Source organism: Shouchella sp. JSM 1781072, from assembly GCF_041949915.1.
In the GTDB taxonomy this organism is placed as follows: domain Bacteria; phylum Bacillota; class Bacilli; order Bacillales; family Bacillaceae_D; genus Shouchella.
On record NZ_JBHFQE010000001.1, the window covers coordinates 825901 to 845916 of the forward strand.

The window sequence follows — 20016 nt, forward strand, 5'->3', positions numbered from 1 at the left end:
AGTGAAAGCAAAAGATCTTAGTATACTTGTAGGTGTGATATTAATTATTGTCATGCTTATCATTCCGCTCCCTCCATTTATCTTAGATGTACTCATTATCTTTAATATCTCGTTATCTTTGCTTATTTTATTAGTCGCTTTAAATACGAAAAATGCTTTACAATTTTCTGTATTTCCAACGATGCTCTTGCTTGTCACACTCTTTCGACTTGGACTAAGCGTCTCGACAACACGCTCCATTTTAGGGGAAGCTCACGCAGGAAACGTGATTGAAACGTTCGGAAGTTTTGTAATCGGCGGGAATGCGGTTGTAGGTTTTGTCGTCTTTTTAATTCTCGTTATTATTCAATTTCTTGTTATTACAAAAGGAGCAGAGCGTGTATCAGAAGTAGGGGCGCGATTTACTCTTGATGCGATGCCAGGGAAACAGATGAGTATTGATGCTGATTTGAACGCAGGATTAATCTCCGATCGTGAGGCAAAAGCGCGACGCGAAAAAATTGAAAATGAAGCTGACTTTTATGGTTCGATGGATGGTGCGAGTAAATTTGTAAAGGGAGATGCCATTGCGAGCATCATCATTGTTATTATTAATCTAGTCTTTGGACTGGTTATCGGCATGATGCAAATGGGAATGGATTTATCGACCGCTGCAAGTACGTATACGCTTTTGACAGTTGGAGATGGTCTTGTCACGCAAATACCAGCGCTCTTAATCTCTACAGCAACAGGTGTCATTGTAACAAAAGCTGCATCGGAAGGAAATTTAGGGAATGATTTAACGAAACAGCTACTTGCTTATCCAAAGCTTCTTTATGTGACCGCAGCAACGATTTTCTTATTAGGAATTACGACGCCGATTACAAAGGTTGTGACGTTTTCAATTGCAGGTTTATTAGCATTTGCTGGATACCGATTATCACAAGCCCATGATGAAGAAGAAGAGCTTGCGGAAAAATTAAACGATCACGTGCCGGAACCAGTTGAACCTACTGGCCCAGAATCCGTGTTGGGCTTAATAAAGATGGATCCGATCGAATTTGAATTCGGGTATGGACTCATTCCTCTTGCAGATGCCAATCAAGGCGGCGATTTGCTTGATCGTGTTGTGATGATTCGTAAGCAAATGGCGCTTGAACTAGGAACGATGATTCCGGTTATTCGCATTCGAGATAATCTTTCATTAGAGCCGAATGCATACACAGTTAAGATCAAGGGCGATCTTGTTGCGAAAGGGGAGATTTTGCTCGATCACTACATGGCGATGAGCACTGGAATAGAAGATGAATCGATAAACGGCATTCCAACGGTAGAACCGGCATTTGGTCTTGAAGCAATCTGGATAACAGAAGACGTTAAAGATGATGCTGAGCTTTCTGGTTACACCGTTGTTGACCCGCCAACGGTTATCTCAACTCACTTAACAGAACTATTAAAAACATATGCGTACGAGCTTTTAGGTCGAGAAGAAACAAAAGCGTTAATCGAGCACATCAAAGAAACGTATCCAACCCTTGTCGAAGAGGTGACGCCTTCACCGTTAACAATTGGTGACATTCAAAAAGTACTAAAGAATTTATTGCGAGAGCAACTGTCGATTCGTAATCTACCAATTATATTTGAAACGTTAGCAGATTATGGCTCACGTACAAAAGATATGGATATCGTGACTGAGTATGTTCGACAATCGCTGTCTCGACAAATTTCGGAACAATTAACCGATGAAAATCGGAAACTCTCCGTTATTACGTTAGCAAGCGACGTTGAAAAACGACTTGTTGATGCGGTTGGACAAAATGAAAATGGAAGTTTCTTAGCTTTAGCACCAGCAGATTCACAGGCCATTTTGCAGCAAACGGCGACTGAAACAACAAAGCTTGCGGAAATGGGGCAACAAGCCATTATTTTATGTTCACCGGCTGTTCGCATGTATATGCGACAACTTATTGAGCGCTATTTACCTCAAGTACCAGTTATTTCATACAATGAACTGGACTCAAGTGTTGAGGTGCAGAGTGTTGGGGTGGTGAGATTACAATGATCATAAAAAAAATAAAAGCGCCAACCTACGAAGAAGCTGTCGAAGAGGTGAAGCAAAGCATGGGAGAGCGGGCAGTTATTCTCCATAGTCGCTCGATGAAAGAAGGGGGCTGGCTTGGCTTTTTTCAAAAAGAGTTTGTTCAAGTCACGGTTGGAATGATGGAAGAAACGAACAAGCGCGCTCCGGAAAAAGAGAAAACCTCGACGTTGCCTGTTTCTGTCTCGCGTCAGATCGATCAGCTTGAAGTCACGCCAGCAGTGAAAAAGCGCTTATTGCTAACGGCAAAGATGATTCAAGACCGTGGAGAAACAGATCCTCAGCGTATTTTTAACGGTGTGCTAGATGCTACGTTAAAGCCTAAAACGACTAAATTAGGAGAAAAGCGCATTGTTTGTCTTGCAGGACCAACAGGTGTTGGGAAAACAACGACATTAGCAAAAATTGCTGCTAAAGCGCTGTATGAAGATGGGAAGTCGCTCGCATTTATTACCCTTGATACGTACCGGATTGCGGCAGTTGAGCAGTTAAATAAGTATAGCGATATTTTAGGGTGTCCTTGCTATGTTGTCTATGATCCAGAAGAATTAGATGCGCTTTGTGAAGAAATTGCGGCCGATATGATTTTAATTGATACAGCAGGAGATAATTATCTTCATTCAACGTTGTCACCACAATTAACGCAGTTTCTAAATAACCGATCCGATGTTGAATGTCATTTAACATTAAGTTTAACAATGAAAACAAGTGATGTGCATCGAATTTTCACGCAGTTTCGTGATGTGGCGTTACATGGCATGATTCTAACGAAAAAAGATGAGACGCGAACATTATCATTATTGGCAGAATTGCTCTATCAGCAATCTGTACCCATTTCCGGTGTGACGACCGGGCAAACTGTACCGAATGATATCTGCTTTCCGCATGCAGAAGAATTAATAAAGTGGTTACGTTTTGGGGGAGATCAACATGGATCAAGCGCATAATTTGCGAAAGCGATCAATTGAACATTCATTACATAAGAGAAAAGCCCTTCACCTATTTATTTCGAATGCAGATGACGCCTGCATCGTTGAACGATTGATTCATTCCTTGAGTGATTACGGGTATGAAGCGTGCGGCATTTCTACATCAGCAGCAAAGGCTCACTTTCGAGTGAAATTTCAAGATCAGTTACTACATTCAGATCAGGTGAAGCAATTAACAACAATTCGTATTGATGTGCTGTTATATATTCAAACTTGGACTGATTCCTTAATTCAAACAGCTGATCTTCCTCGCTTGTTTTTTCTTTCTGCAAACGAAGACCAGTTAATTAAAACGTATCAAAAAATAAAACAGCGTCCTTTTCTGCGAACATATGTAATTGGGACAGGTAATCCTGAGGAGAGAAGGAATCAACAGGTGCTTGAGAATCTAAAAGACACGGTAAAACAATATGTGCAAGTGGATGTGGTTGACCTTGGCTGGCTCGAGCGCTCTCGAGAGGATTTTACCGATGGAATCTATGAAACGACTAGTTTGCTTATTCAAGATTGGCTGGTCACCGTATGAAAACTGAAATGAGTGGGGCTACAGCGAATTCAAGCGAGCTTGTTGTCGTAATTGGTTGTTCTACAGGTGGACCGAGTGCTTTACAACGCGTATTTGAACAATTTCCACATACGTTTCCTTATCCAATTGTTGTCGCCCAACATATGCCAGCCCACTTTACAGCTTTGCTTGCCAGTCGTTTAAATGAGCGTTTCCCATTTACAATCAAAGAAGCTCAACACGGGGAACGTTTAAAGAATAGCACGATTTATATTAGTCCTGGTGGTCAGCAAACGATGCTAATAAAAAAAATGAATGGCGCCTATATAAAGATTGTTGAGCCTCAAACAGGTGATCTTTATCATCCGTCAATTAATGACTTATTTGCTTCCACCGTATGGTTTAAGAAAAAAGTGCTTATTATTTTGTCAGGCATGGGAAATGACGGATCAGCGTCGTTAGCTCGTGTAAAGGAATCGGGATCATGTGTCATTGTTGTCGAATCCGTTGAAAGTGCAGTAATAGCTGGAATGCCAAATGCCGCACAAAAAACCGGTTATGTAGACGAGGTGTTGACGAGTGAGGAAATTGGAAAATGGATTATTTCGAAAGGAGCGTTCTTGTGATCAATCAAGCTGATATGCTAAAAGAAGTAGCTAATATAAGCACAGGGTACGCAGCCACAGCGCTATCCACTTTGTTAAATGAAAAAGTAACAATGAATGTACCAGAAATCGACGTTCGCGCAATAGAAGATTTACCTCGCTTGCGCGTGTATCATCAAGAAGCGTGTGGCGTTGTATTTTCTCCTTTAGAAGGAGAGATTCGGGGAACAATCTTTTTTTTAACTAACATTGATACAGCTATTCAATTGACGAACAAATTGCTACCTCTTGAAAAACAAGTGAGTGATTTGTTGGAACAGCCGCTAGCTCAATCCGCATTTCAAGAAGTTGGAAACATTATGATCGGCTCATATATTTCTGCAATTGCGTCATTAACAAACGTACAAGCTTACCCACTTGTGACAGAACTTAGTCTCGACATCGGTAGTGCTGTGCTAGCAGAAGCGACATATCACCTTGTTGATCACGAAACATTTGTTTTTATGGAAACGACGATGACCATTGTAAATGACCTACAAAAATTAGAAGGGGTATTGATTTTTCTACCCGACAAAGCTTCTATTCACGATCTTTCTGCGGCACTGCAGCGTTTAAACGGATCAAGCTAATGGAGACGATTTCGATTGGTGAATGGAAAATACTAACAGGTACAGGCACACTGAGGACATGTGGTTTAGGTTCGTGTATAAGTGTCGTTCTTTATGACCGTGCACATGGAATAGCAGGGATGGTGCACATCATGCTTCCGGATGCTTCGCAAGCACGAAAAGGGCCATTTAATCCTTGGCGCTATGCGGATACTGCACTGAATCTTTTGCAAGAAAAACTCTTAAAGGTAGGTGCGACCAACCTTCAAGCAAAAATGGTTGGTGGGGCTCAAATGTTTCGCTATGTGATGCGAGAAGAATTTATGCAAATTGGAAAACGAAATATTGAAGCTACGACGACTTGGTTGGAACAGGCGCATATCCCGATTTTGGCAAGAGAAGTCGGTGGAACAGTCGGAAGAACAGTAGAATTTGATTTGCCAAGCTGTACGATGCGTGTACGGACGGCAAATAAACCCATTAAATTGCTTTAGACAGGAGAGGAAGAGAATGAAGTCAGAAGCTGAACTGTGGGCATTGTGGATCGAGACAAAATCAAGTGCAGCCATTGAAGCTTTAATTCAGCACTATTTACCTCTCGTTCATTTCCATGTCCAGCGAGTGTCAAAAACATTACCGATTTCAGTGACGAAAGATGAATTGAAAAGTCACGCTTTGGAAGGTCTGTTTGACGCGATCCAAAAGTTTGACGCCAATCGAGATTTAAAGTTTGATACGTATGCATCTTTTCGGATACGGGGAGCGATGATTGATGGCTTAAGAAAAGAAGACCGTTTGCCGCGCACGGTTCGCGAAAAAATCAAGCGAATGGATACAGTTGTTGAGCAGCTTGAGCAATCTCAAGGTCGATCTGTTGCTGCGAGTGAGATTGCGCGCGAAATGAATGTTACGGAAAAGGAAGTATCTTATCTTAAATTTGAGCAATTAAATAGTACAAACCTTTCGTTTGATGATGTATTATCAACCTCGACCGATGTTTCTTATCACGTCCAAGTGCGCGATGAACAAATGGAGCAACCAGGTGAAGCGTTAATTCATTCCGACACAAAGCGGGAACTTGTTGAACGAATTAAAGCTTTGAATGAAAATGAACAGCTTGTTATTCAATTAAGCTATTTTGAAGAATTGTCGTTAACGGATATTGGCAAAGTGCTCGATTTATCAACATCAAGGATTTCGCAAATTCACGCAAAAGCAATTAAAAAATTAAAACAAGGATTTGCTGAAAAAGCGTTTGTCCGTTAATAAGGAGGATTTATGGTTGTCACGCTATTGCTTTTACTCATCGCAATTGGTTATCTTAGTATAAAAGTTGCAAAACTTCAGCGAGACGTAAACGAGCGTTTAACAAAAGAAGAACTAGAGGCATCGCTTGAACGCTTTCTACAAGATGTTAAGGAAGACAATGAAGCAGTTGTTCACGCCGTTCAAAACAAACACGTACATACAGAAACGCCCCCTCCGGACTCTAAACAGCGTTCAGTTTCAAACATTCTTCCTTTTGAACACCGGTTAAAAGAAGGGCCGATAGAGCCTGTAGTCTCTGAGCAACTGAACGTGGAAGTAGATCACATGCATAAAAAGGTGCATCAGCTTAAAAGTGAAGGCGTTTCTTCAATAGAAATTGCGAAAGAACTAGCCATGGGTGTAAGAGAAGTAGAGCTTATCTTGAATCTTACGCAGCGTAAACAAAAATAATTGTCGAGTCGTCTTGCTTATCCCTCTTGGATGTGATACGATAATTGACGGTGTTAAATACACACGCAGGAGGATTTTGGCGAAGGTGCTCTTATCATTGATAAGTGTGTCGTCAAGAAATGAATACTGCGGAGGATAAAAAAACCTTAAGGAGGTGTTTGGTGTGGCAGTTATCTCCATGAAACAATTACTTGAAGCAGGTGTTCACTTCGGTCATCAGACTCGTCGTTGGAACCCGAAAATGGATCGCTACATCTTCACAGAAAGAAACGGTATTTATATTATTGACCTTCAAAAGACGGTCAAAAAAGTCGAGAGTGCGTACAACTTCGTTCGCGATCTTGCAGCTGACGGAGGGAAAATTCTTTTCGTTGGTACAAAGAAACAAGCACAAGATTCAGTTCGTGACGAAGCGATTCGTTCGAACATGTACTTCATCAACCAACGTTGGTTAGGTGGAACATTAACAAACTTTGAAACGATTCAAAAGCGTATTACGCGTCTTAAGAATCTTGAAAAAATGCAAGAAGATGGCACATTTGATGTCCTTCCTAAAAAAGAAGTTATCCTTCTTAAAAAAGAAATGGATCGTCTTGAGAAATTCTTAGGCGGTATTAAAGACATGAATAGCATTCCTGATGCGTTATTCGTTATTGATCCTCGTAAAGAGCGTATTGCAATTGCGGAAGCACATAAATTAAACATTCCGATTGTAGCAATTGTTGATACAAACTGTGATCCAGATGAGATTGACTATGTGATCCCTGGTAACGATGATGCGATTCGCGCAGTTAAGTTGCTAACTGGAAAAATGGCTGATGCTGTAATTGAAGCAACAGCTGCTGAAGAAGAAGTTTTAATGGAAAATACGGATTCAGAAGAAGACGTTGAGGAAACGACGACAGCATAAATGTTGGACTCCAAAAAGGGTGGTGAAGGGAGATTAACCCTTTCCCACCCTTTTTTTGTGAAAAAGATGTGTAAACAGGAGGAATTACAATGGCAGTTACAGCGAGTATGGTAAAAGAACTTCGCGAAAAAACAGGCGCTGGTATGATGGATTGTAAAAAGGCGCTTGTAGAAGTTGACGGAGATATGGACAAAGCGATTGACTTCTTACGTGAAAAAGGAATTGCAAAAGCAGAAAAGAAAGCGGATCGTGTCGCAGCAGAAGGTTTAACATCTGTTGTAACGAACGGCAATAAAGCAGTAATTGTTGAAGTAAACTCTGAAACGGATTTCGTTGCAAAAAACGAAAACTTCCAAGCGCTTGTAAAAGAATTGGCAGAGCATGTTTTAGCTGAAAATCCAGCAACAGTGGAAGAAGCGTTAGAGCAAAACTTCAAAGGCGGTAGCGTGACAGTATTATCGCACATTAATTCTTCAATCGCGAAGATTGGTGAAAAGCTTTCACTACGTCGTTTTACTGTTGTTGAAAAAGAAGATGGCGATGTTTTTGGTTCTTACCTACACATGGGTGGACGCATTGGTGTACTTACACTAATCGGCTCTTCAAGCGACGAAGAACTTGCTAAAGACGTTGCGATGCACGTTGCGGCAATTAACCCAACTTATGTTTCTCGTGATGAAGTAACAGGTGACGTGGTTGACCGTGAGCGTGAAGTGCTTAAGCAACAAGCGTTAAACGAAGGCAAGCCTGAAAACATCGTTGAAAAAATGGTTGAAGGTCGCTTAAGCAAATTCTTCGAGCAAGTTTGTTTATTAGATCAGCCATTTGTGAAAGATGGCGATCAAAAAGTTGGCAAATATGTACAAAGCAAAAATGCGTCTGTTAAAACGTTCGTTCGTTATGAAGTTGGAGAAGGTATTGAAAAGCGTGAAGATAACTTTGCTGAAGAAGTTATGTCTCAAGTGAAAAAATAACAAACCCATTAAAAGGGACACAACATTCGTTCGTGTCCCTTTTTCACAAGAAAAGATCTGGAAGAAAGCAAATTCGGAGGTCACAATGAACAAATACAATCGTGTCGTTTTAAAGCTTAGTGGAGAAGCGTTAGCTGGAGAGCAAGGGTATGGAATTGATCCAACAATTATTAATTCCATTGCTCATCAAGTAAAAGAAATTGTTGAACTTGAAGTTGAAGTTGCTGTTGTTGTTGGAGCAGGGAACATTTGGCGTGGAATGGCTGGGAGCGCACAAGGGATGGACCGGGCAACAGCCGATTATATGGGCATGCTTGCGACAGTGATGAATTCATTAGCGCTACAAGATAGTCTCGAATCAATTGGTGTAGAGTCTCGCGTCCAAACATCAATTGAAATGAGACAAGTGGCAGAACCATATATTCGACGAAAAGCGATTCGTCATTTAGAAAAGAAGCGCGTCGTAATTTTCGCTGCGGGTACAGGAAATCCTTACTTCTCTACTGACACGACTTCAGCATTACGAGCAGCTGAAATTGAAGCAGAAGTCATTTTAATGGCGAAGAATAATGTAGACGGCGTATATAACGCTGATCCTCGTACAGATAAAAATGCAAAAAAATATGACACGATTACGTATATGGATGTGTTGACCGATGGACTTCAAGTAATGGATTCAACGGCTTCATCCCTATGTATGGACAACGACATTCCACTTGTCGTATTCTCTATTATGGAAGAAGGCAACATTAAGCGTGCCGTTTTAGGTGAAAAAATTGGAACACTTGTCAGGGGGAAATAACCATGTCAAAACAAATTCAAGATGATGCAAAAGGAAGAATGGATAAAGCGATCGAATCGCTTAATCGTGAATTAGCTAAATTGCGTGCAGGTCGTGCAAACCCAGCGCTTCTTGACCGAATTACAGTTGAATATTATGGTGCAGAAACACCTTTAAATCAAATTGCTTCTGTAACGGTTCCAGAAGCACGCCTTCTTTTAATTACGCCTTATGACAAAAGCGCAGTCGGTAATATTGAAAAAGCGATCATGAAATCTGATCTGGGCTTAACGCCTTCAAGTGACGGACAAGTCATCCGTATCATTATTCCGGCACTAACAGAAGATCGTCGAAAAGAATTAGGTAAAATTGTATCAAGAACAGCAGAAGATTCAAAAGTTGCAGTTCGTAACATCCGTCGTGATGCAAATGACGATTTGAAGAAGTTACAAAAAGATGGCGAAATGACAGAAGATGAGCTTCGTAGCGAAACGGATAACGTACAAAAATTAACAGATTCTTATATTAGTAAGATCGATGCACGTGCAAAAGAAAAAGAAGAAGAAATTATGGAAGTCTGATCGAATTACGTGTATGATAAAGAAAAGTAGGAGACCCTCTTTTATAGGGGGTTTTTTACACTTTTAAGCAAGATGAAGGGCGAACCGCTAGTGAGACGGAGGGCGAAGAATGCTCGAGAAATTTTCAAAATGGAAGCAAGCTTTTCATACTGATGAAGAAAAGCAGTTTGATATAGACCTTGATTTAAATCGAATTCCGAAGCACGTGGCGATTATTATGGATGGAAATGGTCGTTGGGCATCAAATCGTGGCTTGCCTCGAATTGCTGGTCATCGCGAAGGCATGAAAAATGTAAATAAGATCGTGCGAGCAGCGAATGAACTGAACGTTGAAGTTCTAACCCTTTACGCCTTTTCTACTGAAAATTGGATGCGTCCAAAAGCGGAAGTCGATTTCCTTTTAAGCTTGCCTGAACGTTACCTTAAAAGTGAACTGCCAACACTGATTAAAGAGAATGTCCAAGTACGTATTATGGGGATGAAAGATCAACTGCCGATTCACACATTAAATGCAGTCGATGAAGCGATCGAAAAAACAAAGCACAATACAGGTTTAGTCTTGAATTTTGCTTTAAATTATGGGAGTCGTACGGAGTTGGCTGATGCTGTTAAGCAAATTGCTGCAAAAGTAGAGACAGGTAGCCTATCGACAGAGGAAATCAATGAAGACGTCATTGGCGCCCATCTTATGAGTAGTCAGCTACAGGATCCTGATTTACTCATTCGTACAAGCGGTGAAATAAGATTGAGTAATTTTATGCTCTGGCAACTCGCTTATAGTGAGTTTTGGTTTACAAATGTCCTTTGGCCTGATTTTAATGAAAATCACTTCCATGAGGCGATAGGTACCTATCAAAATCGTGGCAGACGATTCGGAGGATTATAGGAAGGGCGACGTCAATGAAAACTAGAATTGTTACAGGTTTATTTATTGGAATCGTCATTTTAACGTTTGTTTTTCTTGGCGGCTGGTGGTTTTCCATGTTTGTTTCACTAATGGCAACCATCGCAATGATTGAACTATTGAAAATGAGGAAAATTCAAGCTTTATCGTTAAGAGGAATCGTTGGACTTATTTCCATGTGGCTTCTTCTTATTCCGACGGCTTGGTATGATCAATTCATTCCAATACAATATACAAAAATAGAATTGTTTATTTTTCTTATCCTCATCCTTTTAATGTTAACCGTATTAACGAAAAATCAATTTACATTTGACGAAGTGGGCTTTATTGTTCTCTCTAGTGTATATGTTGGGTTCGGTTTTCACTTTTTAATTGAAGCAAGAGGTATCGCGGAAATTGGGTTATGGCTTGTATTATTTGTCATCGTTTTAATCTGGACCACCGATTCTGGTGCTTACTTTGTTGGAAAGGCTTTTGGGAAACATAAGCTCTGGCCAGAAATCAGCCCGAATAAGACGATTGAAGGATCACTTGGTGGAATTGTGCTTGCAGTTGTCATCGGGAGCTTGTTTTTCTTCTTAACACCAGCATTTACTTCATACATAACGGCTGTATTCATTATGCTCGCCACCGCAGTCTTTGGACAGATTGGCGATTTGGTCGAGTCTGCTTTAAAACGACACTATGCTGTGAAAGATTCTGGGAATGTATTGCCAGGACACGGCGGGATCCTTGACCGCTTTGACAGTTTACTTTTTGTTATGCCGCTTTTACATCTTTTACAGTTAATTTAAGAAAAAGATGCTTGGTTAGAAAATTGGAGGATGCACGATGAAAAAAGTTAGTTTACTTGGTTCGACGGGATCAATCGGTACACAAACATTAGATGTGATCCGTGAGCATCCGCAAGCTTTTTCGCTAGTGGCGATGTCATGCGGAGCAAACATTGAACTTGCACGAAAGCAAATTCAAGCGTTTAAGCCGAAGCTTGTATCCGTTGCAAAAGAAGAAGATGCCAAAAGTCTTCAAAGGGAATTTGGAAAAGAAGTTGAATTACATTATGGAGAATCAGGATTAAAAGAAGTTGCGCGAATGAATGAAAGCGATGTTGTGGTCACTGCGATTACAGGGTCGGTCGGTCTTCTGCCAACATTAGCTGCGATTGAAGCAGGGAAACCTGTTGCAATTGCAAATAAAGAGACACTCGTAACGGCAGGTCATCTTGTGATGGCAGCAGCGAAAAAACATAATGTGCCTCTTATACCGGTAGACAGTGAGCATTCCGCTATTTTCCAAGCATTAAATGGCGAACCGGCTAAAGCGATTGATCGTTTGATCCTCACTGCTTCAGGAGGGAGTTTTCGCGATCAATCAAGAGATGAGTTGCAACATGTGACGGTTGAACAAGCGCTTTCTCATCCAAACTGGTCCATGGGAGCTAAAATTACCATTGATTCGGCAACGATGATGAATAAAGGCCTAGAAGTGATTGAAGCAAATTGGTTATTTAATATCGACTATGACCATATTGATGTAGTAATCCATAAAGAAAGCATCATTCATTCCATGGTTGAATTTGTTGACCGAAGCGTAATCGCGCAACTTGGAACACCGGATATGCGCGTGCCGATTCAATACGCACTTACATATCCTAACCGCTTAGAGCGGCTAGAAGGCGACCGATTAAATCTTGCTGAAATTGGCAAACTCCATTTCAAAGATTTAGATTTTGACCGTTATCGTTGCATGAAGTTTGCTTATGAAGCTGGCAGGAGTGGTGGAACGGTGCCAACTGTGCTGAATGCGGCAAATGAAGTAGCCGTTGCACAGTTTTTAAAAGGGGAGATTACGTTCTTGCAAATTGAAGACGTCATTGAACAGGCATTACATTCACACGCGATGCAATCAAATCCTTCATTGGATGAGATCCTTGCAGTTGACCAAGCCGTTCGTGCACGTGTAATGAACAACTAACAGGAAGGCGGTATGGCTGTTGAATACGTTACTGGCTTTTATTGCTATATTCAGTGTGCTCGTGTTTGTACACGAATGGGGTCATTTATTTTTCGCAAAAAGAGCGGGGATTCTGTGTTATGAATTCGCGATCGGAATGGGGCCGAAACTTTTTGCCTTTGAGAAAAACGATACGATCTATACGGTTCGCCTATTGCCAATTGGTGGATATGTTCGAATGGCTGGAGAAGAGCCTGAACAAACGGTTATTCGACCAGGCTATGAAGTAGGATTAGTCTTTGATAACGATCAAAAGGTAACCGAGATTATTATTAATAACAAATCGAAACACCCTGAAGCACACGTTGTACAAGTTGAGCGCATTGATCTCGTACATGAACTCTTTATTGAGACTATGGACGAAGAATCAGGTGAGCTCGTACGATATGAAGTCCATGAAAAAGCGATGATTGTTCAAGATGAAATGGCGCAAATGAACGCACCTTGGCATCGTCAGTTTGGTTCAAAATCGTTACCGGCACGGGCGATGGCGATTTTTGCCGGACCACTCATGAATTTCATTTTAGCGTACGTCCTTTTGTTAGGGTTGTTTTCGATTGCAGGCTTCTCCACAAATCAAATTGATCCAATTGCAGGCTCTCCTGCAGAACAAGCGGGTCTTCAGCAAGGTGATTTAATTGTAGCCGTAGATGGCGTTGAAACAGAACGCTGGCAACAAATGCAAGAAGCGATTGGTGAACGACCAAATCAAGACGTTGTGATTACGTTTGAGCGTGATGGATCAGAGCAAGATGTGACGTTAACAACAAGTTCAAACTACGTTTCTGAAATCGATGAGGAGCTTGGTGTCATCGGTGTTGCCCCGCTAAGAGAATCAGGGTTTGTCCCAGCTATTGGCGAAGCAGCGACAACATTTGTTGATTTTGCTACTTCTATCTTTCAAACGCTTGGACTGATTTTAACAGGTGAATTTTCGCTTGATTATATTTCAGGTCCTGTTGGCATTTACAACATTACCGATTCAGCAGTTGCGGCTGGAACGTATCAAGTCTTTTTCTTTGCTGCGCTTTTAAGTGTGAACTTAGGCGTTATAAACCTCTTCCCAATCCCTGCTTTAGACGGTGGACGCTTAATGTTTCTAGCTTATGAGGGAATACGAGGGAAACCGGTCTCTCCTGAAAAAGAAGGGGCGATTCAGTTCGTTGGATTTGCTCTCGTGATGTTGTTAATGATTGTGGTAACCTGGAACGATATTAGTAAGCTATTTTCATAATGAAATTGAGGAAGTGAAGCGATGAGACAATCAACTTATTTAGTACCAACTATGCGGGATCTTCCAGCTGATGCAGATGCGTTGAGTCACCAGCTGATGCTTCGTGCTGGGATGATGCGCCAAATTGCTTCAGGTGTGTACGCCTATCTTCCATTAGCAAAACGAGCGATGACGAAGATTGAAGCAATTATTCGAGAAGAATTAGATGAGATTGGTGCTCAAGAACTAACGCTACCAGCTCTTCATCCAGCGGAATTATGGCAAGAGTCTGGCCGTTGGGAAGATATGGGAAACGAGCTTATGCGGTTAAAGGACCGTCATAATCGCGATTTTGCTCTCGGGCCAACGCACGAAGAAGTAATTACGACAATTATTAAAGACGGCATTACATCGTATAAGAAATTACCGTTAAATGTATATCAAATTCAAACGAAATTTCGTGATGAACGTAGACCTCGTTTTGGGTTATTACGTGGGCGCGAATTTATTATGAAAGATGCGTATTCATTCCACGATTCGGAAGAAAGCCTTAATGAAACCTATTGGGCGATGCATGCTGCGTATACACGAATTTTCACACGTGTCGGTTTAACCTTCCGTCCAGTTATTGCGGATTCAGGTACAATGGGTGGAAAAGATACGCATGAATTTATGGCGCTAGCAGGTGTTGGAGAAGATACAATTGCCTACTCCGATGGTTCCGATTATGCGGCAAATCTAGAGATGGCGTCTAGCCTGGCGCCGGAACCACCGCAAGCGCAAATGTACGGAACCCTTGCCAAGAAAGCGACTCCTGAAGCTAAAACCGTAAACGATGCCGCTGAAGCACTAGGTGTAGATCCAGACCACATTTTAAAAGCGCTAGTTGTGTTTGTAGATGGTGAGAGTGCGCTGTTGCTTCTACGCGGGAATGATGAACTGAATGAAGTGAAAGTTCTTCATGAGCTTGGTGTAAAAGAGCTACGGATGGCGACAGAAGAAGAAGTAGTTGAGCTATTTGGTGCGACACCTGGGTCAATTGGTCCAGTCAACGTAACCGATGTGCCAATTTATGCTGATCATCGCGTCCACGGTATGGAGACCATTGCTTGTGGAGCGAACGAGACGGGTTACCACTTTATGAATGTCGGTCCTGGTAAAGACTATCAAGCTACAGCTTATAGAGACCTTCGTACGGTAAAAGAAGGAGATCCTTCACCAGACGGGACAGGCACCCTTCGTTTTGCGGAAGGCATTGAAGTTGGTCAAGTGTTTAAGTTAGGTAAGAAGTATTCCGAGGCTCTACATGCAAAGTACCTTGATCAAAATGGGAAAGCACAACCGTTCTTAATGGGTTGTTACGGCATTGGTGTCTCGCGAACGATTGCTGCAGTCATTGAACAACATCATGATGAAAACGGGATTGTCTGGCCAACGGCAATTGCACCATTTCGCGTTCATTTACTCGCATTAAACGTAAAAAATGATGAACAGCGCGATTTGGCAGAATCGATTTACACCGAATTGAAAAAAGCAGGCGTAGAAGTGTTATTTGATGACCGCGCTGAACGCGCAGGTGTGAAGTTTAAAGACGCAGATTTAATTGGTTTACCAATTCGAATTGCAGTTGGCAAGCGAGCAGCTGAGCGCATTGTAGAAGTGAAGGTAAGAAAATCAGGCGAACAGCTTGAGCTATCAAAAGAAAATCTTGTACAATGGGTAAAGGAATTTGCCAATTGACGAAGGATGGACTGGCCAATTGGTCAGTCCATTTCCTTGCACGGGGGAGTGATTTTTAGTGAACAACGACATGGGATCGAGAGAAGAGCGTCTTCGATTATTACTCGAACAATTACAGATCCCAACAGACGGACATGCTTATTTTGAAAATGGCTATATTAAAAAGCTAGTGATTTCGAGAGAAACAAAGTCGTGGCATTTTCATATTCACCTTAAGCAAGTCTTACCAGCGGAACTTGCCCAGCTTTTCACGAGGAAATTAGAGGTGACGTTTAAACAGATTGCAAAAGCAACCTCTACATTTACGTATGATGAGAATGAGATGTCAGCAGAATCGTGGAAAGGGTATTGGCCAATTATTGTTCAAGAATTTGCTTTATTGTCGCCACCGCTTGCTGCAGCGCTTCATAAACAAGCACCAGATATGAGCAATAACACGCTTGCCCTTGTCGCCCAAAATGATGCGGAAGGTCAGGCGATGAAGCGAAAGCTCGTGGAACCCTTTAAAGAAATATGTGTTCGTTACGGTTTGCCATTGATTGCGCTACAAATTTCTGTTGAAGAGTCGAAAGAAGCCTACGACGAATTCGTGCGCAAACGTCAAGAAGAAGATCATTCAAAAGTGGTCGAAGCGATGCTCGAGAAGAAGCGGATGGAAGAAGAGATGACGAAGCAAGTAACAGATGCTAATCTCTCGATGGGGTATCCGATTAAAGATGATCCGGTTCCATTAGAGGCGATCGTTGATGAAGAGCGACGAATCACCGTTCAAGGGTATGTGTTTGCAGCAGAAACACGTGAACTCCGTAGTGGTCGAACCTTATTAACGTTTAAAATAACCGATTATACCGATTCAATCCTAGTAAAAATGTTTTCGCGAGATAAAGAAGATATCCCTATTTTACAAGCTGTAAAAAAAGGAATGTGGATGAAGGTCCGAGGTGGCATACAAAACGATACGTTTGTCCGTGATCTTGTTATGATCGCGAATGATTTTAATCAAATTACACCTAAAGCGCGAATTGATACAGCAGAAGAAAAACGAGTTGAGCTTCATACCCATTCAACAATGAGTCAAATGGATGGAATGGTCTCCGTTGGTCAATATGTCGAACAGGCAGCAAAATGGGGACATAGCGCCATCGCGATTACCGATCACGGCGTTGTACAAGCATTTCCAGAAGCGTATAATGCGAGCAAAAAACATGGTATTAAAGTCATTTACGGGATGGAAGCGAACATTGTGGATGATGGGGTACCGATTGCCTATAACTCAGACCACCGTTCTCTTTTAGATGAAGAATACGTCGTATTTGACGTGGAAACAACAGGACTTTCAGCTGTTTACAATACGGTGATTGAGCTAGCTGCAGTTAAGATTAAGAATGGCGAAATCGTTGACACCTATGAATCGTTTGCTGATCCAAAAGAGCCATTGTCAGCAACGATTATCGATTTAACAGGAATTACTGATGATATGTTAGTAGGTGCTCCCGATCCATTAGACGTTTTAAAGCAATTTAAAGAATTTGCTGGCGACGCAACCATTGTTGCCCACAATGCAAGTTTCGATATTGGCTTTTTAAATGTAGGCTATAAAAAAATGGGTTTTACGGAAGTACAGAATCCTGTAATTGATACATTAGAGTTAGGACGATTCCTTTATCCTGAATTAAAAAATCACCGTTTAAATACATTGTGTAAGAAATTTGATATTGAATTAGTTAGTCACCACCGTGCTATTTATGATACACAGGCCACGGCGTATCTTTTGTGGAAAATGGTAAAAGATTCCGCTGAAAAAGAAATTATGTATCACGATGAGCTGAATAATCATATGGGACAAGGAAATTTTCACCGCCAGCGTCCGTTTCATGCAACAATACATGTGACCTCGCAAGAAGGGTTGAAAAACTTATATCGTCTTGTAACGATGTCCCATGTAAACTATTATTTTCGTACACCACGTATTCCACGTTCAGAGCTTAATAAGCATCGTGAAGGTTTATTAATTGGCTCTGCTTGCGATAAAGGTGAAGTGTTTGAAGGCATGATGCAGAAATCCGCTGATGAAGTGGAAGGAATTGCTCGTTTCTATGACTTTTTAGAGATCCAGCCACCTGGAAACTATCGTCATTTAATTGAGCGAGAACTCATTAAAGATGAACAAGCGTTGCAAGAAATTATCGGGAAAATCGTGCAGTTAGGTGAACAGTTGCAAATTCCAGTTGTTGCTACAGGAAATGTGCATTATGTTAATGAAAACGACGCGATCTACCGGAAGATTTTAATTGCCTCTCAAGGCGGAGCGAATCCACTAAATCGGCAAGAACTACCGCTCGTCCATTTTCGGACGACAGATGAAATGGTAGGAGAGTTCACCTTTTTAGGTGAAGAAAAAGCGCAAGAGCTTGTTGTAGCGAACTCCAACGAAATCGCTAATCGAATAGGTGACGTTCATCCGATTCCAGACGAATTGTATGCACCAAAAATTGAAGGTGCAGATGATGAGATGAGGGAAATGAGCTACGGACGGGCAAAAGCGATTTACGGTAGCCCGTTGCCTGAGATCGTTGAGGCGCGGTTAGAAAAAGAATTGAGTAGTATTATTGGCCACGGTTTTGCGGTTATTTATTTAATTTCACAAAAGCTCGTGAAGAAGTCTCTTGATGATGGTTATCTAGTTGGCTCTCGAGGATCGGTGGGGTCTTCATTTGTTGCGACGATGACAGAAATTACCGAAGTTAATCCACTTCCACCGCACTATGTTTGTCCGAACTGTCAACATTCCCACTTCTTTGATGATGGTTCTGTTGCTTCGGGATATGACTTACCTGATGCGAATTGCCCAGAATGTGGCTCGTATTATCAAAAAGACGGACAAGATATTCCCTTTGAGACGTTCTTAGGTTTTAAAGGAGATAAAGTACCGGATATTGATTTGAATTTCTCTGGTGAATATCAGCCACGAGCGCACGCCTATACAAAAGATTTATTTGGAGAAGAGTATGTCTATCGTGCTGGAACGATTGGTACCGTTGCTGAAAAAACCGCATATGGCTTTGTAAAAGGCTATCAAAATGACCACGACCTCTTAATGAGAGGGGCAGAAATCGATCGACTCGTGTCAGGTTGTACAGGCGTAAAACGTACAACAGGTCAGCACCCTGGTGGTATTATTGTTGTGCCAGATTACAAAGATATTCATGACTTTTCACCAATTCAATTCCCGGCAGATGATAAAAATGCAGAATGGAAAACGACGCATTTTGATTTCCATTCCATTCATGATAATTTGCTCAAACTTGATATTCTTGGACACGATGATCCGACTGCAATTCGGATGTTGCAGGATTTATCTGGGATTGATCCAAAGACAATTCCAACCGATGATCCAGACGTAATGAAAATTTTTGCGTCACCGGAAATTTTAGGTGTAACGGAAGAACAAATTATGTGTAAAACCGGGACGCTTGGCATTCCTGAATTTGGCACACGCTTTGTACGACAAATGCTTGAAGAAACGAAACCAAGTACATTTTCTGAGCTCTTACAAATATCTGGACTTTCCCACGGGACAGACGTCTGGTTAGGAAATGCAAATGAGTTAATATACAATGGCACTTGTGAGCTTAAAGATGTCATTGGTTGTCGTGATGACATAATGGTTTATTTAATTTATAAAGGGCTCGAATCTTCGCTTGCCTTTAAAATTATGGAGTTCGTTCGAAAAGGAAAAGGATTGCAACCAGAGTGGGTTGAAGAAATGAAAAAGCATAATGTGCCTGATTGGTACATTGATTCATGTACAAAAATTAAGTACATGTTCCCGAAAGCCCACGCAGCCGCTTATGTGTTGATGGCTGTTCGAATTGCTTATTTCAAGGTCCACCACCCTATTCTTTATTACGCGACATACTTCACGGTTCGAGCAGATGACTTTGAAATGGATGTAATGATCAAAGGTTCGAGCTCAATCAAAGCAAAAATTGATGAAATTAACGCCAAAGGTTTAGACGCTGCTCCAAAAGAAAAAGCCGTATTAACGGTTCTTGAACTTTCCTTAGAAATGTGTGAACGAGGGTTCGGGTTCCAGAAAGTAGACTTATATAAATCGTCGGCAACTGAGTTTATCGTTGATGGCGATACGCTACTGCCGCCATTTAATTCATTAAATGGTGTCGGTACAAACGCTGCTTTGAACATTGTGAAGGCTCGTGAAAACGGTCATTTCTTGTCAAAAGAAGATTTACAACAACGAGCAAAATTAACAAAAACCGTTGTGGAAAATTTATCGGACCATGGTTGTTTACATGAACTACCGGAGTCAAATCAACTATCGTTGTTTTAGGAACGAGAACAAGCCTTGCGTGAGACCAATTCATGTGATAAAATCG

At 41.4% G+C, this 20016-nt stretch carries 18 protein-coding genes; all 18 read left to right on the top strand.

The window, feature by feature from the left end:
• The first annotated feature begins 1 nt into the window (after nucleotide 1).
• The 18 genes from flhA (at nucleotide 2) to ACE1TH_RS04510 (ending at nucleotide 19970) form a co-directional block, all read left to right on the top strand.
• Nucleotides 2–2041, top strand: coding sequence for a flagellar biosynthesis protein FlhA (flhA, locus tag ACE1TH_RS04425; protein WP_099301048.1), 2040 nt, complete (start codon nucleotides 2–4; stop codon nucleotides 2039–2041).
• Nucleotides 2038–3024 carry a flagellar biosynthesis protein FlhF gene (locus tag ACE1TH_RS04430; RefSeq protein ID WP_375078419.1) on the top strand — a complete coding sequence of 329 codons (987 nt, stop codon included), beginning with the start codon at nucleotides 2038–2040 and terminating at the stop codon, nucleotides 3022–3024. The genes flhA and ACE1TH_RS04430 overlap by 4 nt, the downstream gene beginning before the upstream one ends.
• Nucleotides 3008–3592 carry a hypothetical protein gene (locus ACE1TH_RS04435; RefSeq protein ID WP_099301046.1) on the top strand — a complete coding sequence of 195 codons (585 nt, stop codon included), beginning with the start codon at nucleotides 3008–3010 and terminating at the stop codon, nucleotides 3590–3592. The genes ACE1TH_RS04430 and ACE1TH_RS04435 overlap by 17 nt, the downstream gene beginning before the upstream one ends.
• The gene (locus ACE1TH_RS04440; protein WP_099301045.1) at nucleotides 3589–4197 is read left to right on the top strand and encodes a CheB methylesterase domain-containing protein; all 609 of its coding nucleotides are present in this window, start codon (nucleotides 3589–3591) and stop codon (nucleotides 4195–4197) included. The genes ACE1TH_RS04435 and ACE1TH_RS04440 overlap by 4 nt, the downstream gene beginning before the upstream one ends.
• Entirely contained in the window at nucleotides 4194–4805 is a 612-nt protein-coding gene (locus ACE1TH_RS04445) for a chemotaxis protein CheC (RefSeq protein ID WP_255223349.1), read from the top strand. Before ACE1TH_RS04440 ends, ACE1TH_RS04445 begins: the two co-directional genes overlap by 4 nt.
• Nucleotides 4805–5278, top strand: coding sequence for a chemotaxis protein CheD (locus tag ACE1TH_RS04450; protein WP_255223348.1), 474 nt, complete (start codon nucleotides 4805–4807; stop codon nucleotides 5276–5278). Before ACE1TH_RS04445 ends, ACE1TH_RS04450 begins: the two co-directional genes overlap by 1 nt.
• 16 nt (nucleotides 5279–5294) lie before the next feature.
• Nucleotides 5295–6050 carry a FliA/WhiG family RNA polymerase sigma factor gene (locus ACE1TH_RS04455; RefSeq protein WP_099301042.1) on the top strand — a complete coding sequence of 252 codons (756 nt, stop codon included), beginning with the start codon at nucleotides 5295–5297 and terminating at the stop codon, nucleotides 6048–6050.
• 12 nt (nucleotides 6051–6062) lie between these two features.
• Complete coding sequence (locus tag ACE1TH_RS04460) at nucleotides 6063–6503, top strand: DUF6115 domain-containing protein (RefSeq protein ID WP_099301041.1); 441 nt, start codon at nucleotides 6063–6065, stop codon at nucleotides 6501–6503.
• Between the two features lie 163 nt (nucleotides 6504–6666).
• Nucleotides 6667–7413: a 30S ribosomal protein S2 gene (gene rpsB, locus ACE1TH_RS04465; protein WP_099301040.1), complete on the top strand. Its 747-nt coding sequence runs from the start codon at nucleotides 6667–6669 to the stop codon at nucleotides 7411–7413.
• A gap of 89 nt (nucleotides 7414–7502) precedes the next feature.
• Nucleotides 7503–8387, top strand: coding sequence for a translation elongation factor Ts (gene tsf / locus ACE1TH_RS04470; RefSeq protein ID WP_099301039.1), 885 nt, complete (start codon nucleotides 7503–7505; stop codon nucleotides 8385–8387).
• Nucleotides 8388–8472: 85 nt separating this feature from the next.
• Nucleotides 8473–9189: a UMP kinase gene (gene pyrH / locus ACE1TH_RS04475; protein WP_099301038.1), complete on the top strand. Its 717-nt coding sequence runs from the start codon at nucleotides 8473–8475 to the stop codon at nucleotides 9187–9189.
• Nucleotides 9190–9191: 2 nt separating this feature from the next.
• Complete coding sequence (gene frr / locus ACE1TH_RS04480; protein WP_375078420.1) at nucleotides 9192–9749, top strand: ribosome recycling factor; 558 nt, start codon at nucleotides 9192–9194, stop codon at nucleotides 9747–9749.
• A 109-nt stretch (nucleotides 9750–9858) separates the two neighbouring features.
• Nucleotides 9859–10635, top strand: a complete 777-nt coding sequence (locus ACE1TH_RS04485; protein ID WP_099301036.1) for an undecaprenyl pyrophosphate synthase — start codon at nucleotides 9859–9861, stop codon at nucleotides 10633–10635.
• Nucleotides 10636–10649: 14 nt separating this feature from the next.
• Entirely contained in the window at nucleotides 10650–11447 is a 798-nt protein-coding gene (locus ACE1TH_RS04490; RefSeq protein ID WP_099301035.1) for a phosphatidate cytidylyltransferase, read from the top strand.
• Between the two features lie 37 nt (nucleotides 11448–11484).
• Nucleotides 11485–12627: a 1-deoxy-D-xylulose-5-phosphate reductoisomerase gene (dxr, locus tag ACE1TH_RS04495; RefSeq protein ID WP_375078421.1), complete on the top strand. Its 1143-nt coding sequence runs from the start codon at nucleotides 11485–11487 to the stop codon at nucleotides 12625–12627.
• A 19-nt stretch (nucleotides 12628–12646) separates the two neighbouring features.
• Complete coding sequence (gene rseP / locus ACE1TH_RS04500; protein ID WP_099301033.1) at nucleotides 12647–13900, top strand: RIP metalloprotease RseP; 1254 nt, start codon at nucleotides 12647–12649, stop codon at nucleotides 13898–13900.
• A gap of 21 nt (nucleotides 13901–13921) precedes the next feature.
• Nucleotides 13922–15619, top strand: coding sequence for a proline--tRNA ligase (locus ACE1TH_RS04505; RefSeq protein WP_099301032.1), 1698 nt, complete (start codon nucleotides 13922–13924; stop codon nucleotides 15617–15619).
• A 70-nt stretch (nucleotides 15620–15689) separates the two neighbouring features.
• The gene (locus ACE1TH_RS04510) at nucleotides 15690–19970 is read left to right on the top strand and encodes a PolC-type DNA polymerase III (RefSeq protein WP_375078791.1); all 4281 of its coding nucleotides are present in this window, start codon (nucleotides 15690–15692) and stop codon (nucleotides 19968–19970) included.
• Nucleotides 19971–20016: the final 46 nt, after the last annotated feature.

Coding starts and splice junctions, on each gene's coding strand:
- ACE1TH_RS04450 (WP_255223348.1), top strand. CDS start 4,805: ATGGAGACGATTTCGATTGGTGAATGGAAAATACTAACAGGTACAGGC.
- ACE1TH_RS04440 (WP_099301045.1), top strand. CDS start 3,589: ATGAAAACTGAAATGAGTGGGGCTACAGCGAATTCAAGCGAGCTTGTT.
- ACE1TH_RS04485 (WP_099301036.1), top strand. CDS start 9,859: ATGCTCGAGAAATTTTCAAAATGGAAGCAAGCTTTTCATACTGATGAA.
- pyrH (WP_099301038.1), top strand. CDS start 8,473: ATGAACAAATACAATCGTGTCGTTTTAAAGCTTAGTGGAGAAGCGTTA.
- ACE1TH_RS04430 (WP_375078419.1), top strand. CDS start 2,038: ATGATCATAAAAAAAATAAAAGCGCCAACCTACGAAGAAGCTGTCGAA.
- dxr (WP_375078421.1), top strand. CDS start 11,485: ATGAAAAAAGTTAGTTTACTTGGTTCGACGGGATCAATCGGTACACAA.
- ACE1TH_RS04510 (WP_375078791.1), top strand. CDS start 15,690: ATGGGATCGAGAGAAGAGCGTCTTCGATTATTACTCGAACAATTACAG.
- tsf (WP_099301039.1), top strand. CDS start 7,503: ATGGCAGTTACAGCGAGTATGGTAAAAGAACTTCGCGAAAAAACAGGC.
- ACE1TH_RS04435 (WP_099301046.1), top strand. CDS start 3,008: ATGGATCAAGCGCATAATTTGCGAAAGCGATCAATTGAACATTCATTA.
- ACE1TH_RS04490 (WP_099301035.1), top strand. CDS start 10,650: ATGAAAACTAGAATTGTTACAGGTTTATTTATTGGAATCGTCATTTTA.
- ACE1TH_RS04505 (WP_099301032.1), top strand. CDS start 13,922: ATGAGACAATCAACTTATTTAGTACCAACTATGCGGGATCTTCCAGCT.
- ACE1TH_RS04460 (WP_099301041.1), top strand. CDS start 6,063: ATGGTTGTCACGCTATTGCTTTTACTCATCGCAATTGGTTATCTTAGT.
- frr (WP_375078420.1), top strand. CDS start 9,192: ATGTCAAAACAAATTCAAGATGATGCAAAAGGAAGAATGGATAAAGCG.
- ACE1TH_RS04455 (WP_099301042.1), top strand. CDS start 5,295: ATGAAGTCAGAAGCTGAACTGTGGGCATTGTGGATCGAGACAAAATCA.